Consider the following 4638-nt stretch of genomic DNA (forward strand, 5'->3'; position numbering starts at 1 on the left):
GTTTTTTCATCAATGGTGTCGTTCGGGCGGATCTCGCCGGTTTTTTCCAGCACCGGCTGGTTATCGGCCATATATTCCGGCATCAGGTTTTTACGGTTGGAGGTGGCGTAGACCAGCAAATTTGATGAGGCATTTTCAATCGAGCCATCCAGGATGACCTTTAAGGCTTTATAGCCGGTGTCGTTGGCTTCAAAGGTGAGGTCGTCACAGAATATGATGAATTTTTCCGGGCGGTTCCTGATCAGTTGTGTGATTTGCGGCAAATCAGTCAAATCCTGTTTATCGACTTCGATCAGTCTTAAACCCATCTCTGAATAGGTATTTAGCAAGGCTTTCACCAATGAAGATTTGCCGGTACCGCGTGCGCCAGTGAGCAGCACGTGATTAGCGGGCAGGCCTTGCAAAAACTGTCTGGTATTGCGTACTACTTCAGTTTTTTGCCTGTCAATAAACCGGATATCTTCCAGCGAAACCGTATGTGGGTGTTCGACTGCTTGCAGCTGGCCTTGCGCACCATGTTTGACCCAGCGCCAGGCGGTGACTTGCCAGTTGGGTTCGGCCAGCGTTGCGGGTAACAGGGTTTCCAGGCGCGTGATTAGATGCTCGGCGCGCTGTAGCAGTTGTTCAATCGGATTCATGCGGATTTATCTTAAATCATGGTGTGAGGTGAGCGGCTATTGTACACAATGCCGTCGTGGGCTGTCAGTGCGAGGTGCTTTGCTTAATGTGATGAAGGCTGGCGCCAGAGCGCCTGGCGCAAATAAAGCGTGGCTTTGTGTTAACTTGTCGGGCTTGTAGCAGTCATATTTTCAATCTCAACAGGTTATCAAACTATGCAACAAAAAAAGATTATTCTGGCATCGCGCAGCCCGCGCCGGGTGGAGCTATTGGCGCAACTAGGCGTGCAATGCGAGATTCTCCCGGCCGATATTGATGAGTCATGCCTTGCCGGCGAAGATCCTGCCATTTATGTGCAACGGTTGGCAAAAGCCAAGGCTTTGGCCATTACTGCCACCTATGCAGATCGTGGACTGCCGATTCTGGCCGCGGATACCACAGTGGCGCTGGGGCAGGAGATTCTCGGTAAGCCGGTTGATGCAGCTGATGCGATGGAGATGCTTTCACGCCTGAGCGGCAGCGTGCATTGGGTACATACGGCAGTGGCGGTTTCTCACAATGGCGAAGTACGTTGTTTACTGAATTCGACTGAAGTTGAAATGATGCAGGTGCCTACTGAAATTTTGCAGGCATATATAGCTAGCGGTGAACCGATGGACAAAGCCGGTGCCTATGGCATACAGGGGCGGGCAGGTGCCTGGATTTCGCGCATTGATGGCAGCTATAGTGGCGTGATGGGCTTGCCTCTGCACGAAACGGCGCAGTTGTTGCACGCGTGGTAAACTCTGTAAAAAACGGAAACGGTGTGGATCGGGTAAAGCAAAATGTCATTGGCGCAGGAAGTATTGATCAACGTCACGCCGCAGGAAACGCGGGTGGCAATTCTGGAGCAAGGGGTGGTCCAGGAATTACATATCGAACGGGCCTCCTCACTCGGTATTGTCGGTAACATCTATCGCGGCACGGTCGTGCGGGTATTGCCGGGCATGCAATCCGCGTTTGTAGAGATAGGCCTGCCACGCGCGGCTTTTCTGCATGCCGCAGATATCATGGATTGCCATGCCGAAGAGGGTGAGGCTAAAACTGAGCGGCCTATCCAGGAAGTGTTGCACGAGGGGCAGTCCATCATCGTGCAGGTCATTAAAGAAGCGATAGGCACCAAAGGTGCGCGGCTGACCACTGAAATCAGTATTGCCGGCCGTTTCCTGGTTTATTTGCCTTATCAAAAACATATCGGTGTCTCGCAGAGGATTGATATAGAAGAAGAACGCGAATTCTTGCGGAACCGCTTGCTGGGTTTGCTGCCGGATGAACGTGAAGGTGGCTACATCATCCGTACCATGTCTGAGAATGCCTCAGACGAGGAGTTGCTGGCTGACATTGAATACCTGCGTAAGGTCTGGAGCAAGATCCAGACTGAAAGCAAGACTGTCGGAGAGCGTTCGCTGATTTTTTATGACCTGAGTTTGCCACGCCGGATATTGCGCGATGTCGTCTGTAAGGAAACCACCAATATCCGCGTCGATTCGCGTGAAATGTTTGAGCGATTAAAGGAGTTTGCCGAGCTGTATGTGTCGCATGCAGTAAAACCGCTCACACACTACAAGGGCGAGCGCTCATTATTCGAATTTTATGATATTGAAAATGAGATCGAAAAGGCGCTTTCACGCAAGGTGGAACTGAAATCCGGTGGCTACCTGATTTTTGACCAGACCGAAGCGCTCACCACGGTGGATGTAAATACCGGTAGTTTCGTCAGTGGTAAAAACCTGTCTGATACCATTTTCAAAACCAATCTTGAAGCCGCGCAAACCATTGCGCGCCAGTTGCGCTTGCGTAACCTGGGCGGCATTATCATTGTCGACTTTATTGATATGGATGAAGATGCACAGCGCGAAGCGGTGCTGGAAGAATTGCGGAAAGCGGTGACTCTGGATAGGGCGCGTATCAATGTGAACGGTTTCTCAACCCTAGGCCTGGTGGAACTGACGCGTAAACGCACGCGTGAAAGCCTGGCGCATTTGTTGTGTGAATCATGCAAGGTCTGCCAGGGACGTGGCGAATTGAAAACGGCGCAGACGATTAGCTATGAAATCATGCGTGAATTGTTGCGTGAATCCAGGCAGTTTAAGAGTGCCAACGCTTTCAAGATTCTGGCATCGCCAGAAGTCATCAATATGCTCAGTGATGAGGAATCACAAAGCCTGGCCAGCCTTTCGGATTTTATTAAAAAGCCGGTGACGCTGCACCCGGATACCCAATACGGACGTGAAGAATTCGATATTGTCTGGATGTAAGGCGGGCGACTTTTGTCGCCCGAGTACAGTAGTTAGATAACGCCGATTGCCAGGCCAGGTATCACGACACGGCTGATCATTTGCAGCAATATCAGCGCCACCAGTGCTGAGAAATCAAAGCCCTGTATTTGCGGCAACACACGGCGTAAAGGCTCAAGAATGGGTGCTGTCAGCTGGTTGAGCACACCGTAAATCGGGCTATAAGGGTTCACCCAGCTTAAAATCGCCATCAGCAGGATCGCATAGAAGAACACATCAATGATTTGCGCCAATACGCCAACGATGGCTTGCCATAACCAGAACAATGGTGCAGGCGGTAATCCGGCCAGTGTGGAGAGCAGGGCAAACAAAATCACCTGCATCACCAAGGCAAGCAATAACGTTGACATATCCCAATGCCTGACCGGGCGTATCAGCTTGCGGGTCGGCTTCACCATAAAGTCAGTCAGTACCATGACCATTTGACCCAGCTGGTTTTGAAACGAGGTGCGTGTCCATTGCATCAGGAATCGCAATACCAGCAAGAACGTCAGAATGCCGAATATTGTCCTCAGCAAAAAAATTGTCATTTCACCTAACATTTATTGTCCTCCCAGTTCGTCGCCCAGGGTTTTTGCCCGGTTGGCTGCTTGTTGTGCCGCATGTTGCATGATGGCATGGATATTGTGCTGATTGAGGCTCAGCAGGCCTTGTTCGGTGGTGCCGCCTTTGGAGGTGACCTGCTCGCGCAGAGTGGCGACGGGCGTTTTGCTTGAAGAAGCGAGCAAGCTGGCGCCTTTGAAGGTTGCAAGGCTCAGCTGCAATGCCTGCGCTTGATCCAGCCCCAGGGCGACGCCGGCATCCGTCAGTGCTTCGATCAGCAAAAACACATAGGCCGGGCCGCTGCCGGAAATCGCGGTGACCGCATCCAGTTGCAATTCATCAGCCAGCCATACCACTTCACCGGCTGCCTGCAATAAGCTATCCGCCAGTAGGCGCTGGCTTTCACTCACACTGGCGAGCGCATAAGCCCCGGTGACGCCTGCCTGTATCTGGGCCGGCGTATTGGGCATGGTGCGGATTAAAGTGTGGTAGCCGTTCAGCCAGCGACTTAAATCGGCGGTACGAATACCTGCAGCAACAGAAAGCACTAGTTGTGTTTGCAGGTAGGGTGCAAGCGAATCGGCCACTGCTTTTAATTGCTGTGGTTTTACTGCCAGCACAATCACATCCACTTGCAACGTTTCTGCCGTCATCGCCTGTGCGGTGCGCACCCCCAGATTTTTCTGCAACTGATTATGCTTGCTGGCATCAGGGTCGATGACGGTGATTTGTTGCATGGGAAAATCGCGCTGTTTCAGGCCGGTGATCAGGGCTTGCGCCATATTCCCGCCGCCTATAAAAGCAATACGGGGCGATGCGAGTGAGGACATGGTTAAACAGCTCCTTTGGTAGCTAAATCTGAATCGGTGGTGGGTTTGCGCTGCCGCGCTCCAAAAATTGCGGTGCCAATACGTATCAATGTCGCGCCTTCGGCAATGGCGGCTTCGTAATCACCGCTCATGCCGATGGAAAGGGTATCGAGTTGCAGGTCATGCTGATTCAGTTGATCGAACAATGCACGTACCTGCCGGAATTGGTCACGTTGCAGATTAAACTCCTGCTGGGGCGCCGGAATGGCCATCAGGCCGCGCAACCGCAGGTGTGGCAATTGCTTGATATGTAAGGCAAGTTCCAGCAGCTC

The 4638-nt window shown here is 52.0% G+C and carries 6 protein-coding genes; 2 read left to right on the plus strand and 4 right to left on the minus strand.

Annotated features, from left to right (window positions below; genetic code table 11):
• The coding region (locus tag VK958_RS02140; protein ID WP_325238643.1) for an ATP-binding protein at positions 1-638 on the minus strand (638 nt) is incomplete at its 3' end.
• Between the two features lie 195 nt (positions 639-833).
• On the opposite strand from VK958_RS02140, the gene VK958_RS02145 reads away from it, so the two are divergent.
• A complete protein-coding gene (locus VK958_RS02145; protein WP_325238645.1) occupies positions 834-1400 on the plus strand; it encodes a Maf family protein in 567 nt (188 codons plus the stop codon).
• A 48-nt stretch (positions 1401-1448) separates the two neighbouring features.
• Positions 1449-2915, plus strand: a complete 1467-nt coding sequence (gene rng, locus VK958_RS02150) for a ribonuclease G (protein ID WP_325238652.1) — start codon at positions 1449-1451, stop codon at positions 2913-2915.
• A 32-nt stretch (positions 2916-2947) separates the two neighbouring features.
• On the opposite strand, the gene VK958_RS02155 is transcribed toward rng, so the two are convergent.
• The 3 genes from VK958_RS02155 to VK958_RS02165 all read right to left on the minus strand — a co-directional run.
• Complete coding sequence (locus VK958_RS02155) at positions 2948-3484, minus strand: YggT family protein (protein WP_325238646.1); 537 nt, start codon at positions 3482-3484, stop codon at positions 2948-2950.
• Positions 3485-3496: 12 nt separating this feature from the next.
• A complete protein-coding gene (proC, locus tag VK958_RS02160) occupies positions 3497-4327 on the minus strand; it encodes a pyrroline-5-carboxylate reductase (protein ID WP_325238648.1) in 831 nt (276 codons plus the stop codon).
• A 2-nt stretch (positions 4328-4329) separates the two neighbouring features.
• Positions 4330-4638, minus strand: a 309-nt coding sequence (locus VK958_RS02165) for an alanine racemase (protein ID WP_325238650.1), incomplete at its 5' end; no start/stop codon positions are given.

The sequence above is a fragment of the Methylophilus sp. genome (genome assembly GCF_035460085.1).
GTDB lineage: Bacteria > Pseudomonadota > Gammaproteobacteria > Burkholderiales > Methylophilaceae > Methylophilus.

Excerpts from the sequence above, each read along its gene's own strand:
- VK958_RS02145 (WP_325238645.1), top strand. The coding sequence starts at position 834 with ATGCAACAAAAAAAGATTATTCTGGCATCGCGCAGCCCGCGCCGGGTG.
- VK958_RS02155 (WP_325238646.1), bottom strand. The coding sequence starts at position 3,484 with ATGACAATTTTTTTGCTGAGGACAATATTCGGCATTCTGACGTTCTTG.
- proC (WP_325238648.1), bottom strand. The coding sequence starts at position 4,327 with ATGTCCTCACTCGCATCGCCCCGTATTGCTTTTATAGGCGGCGGGAAT.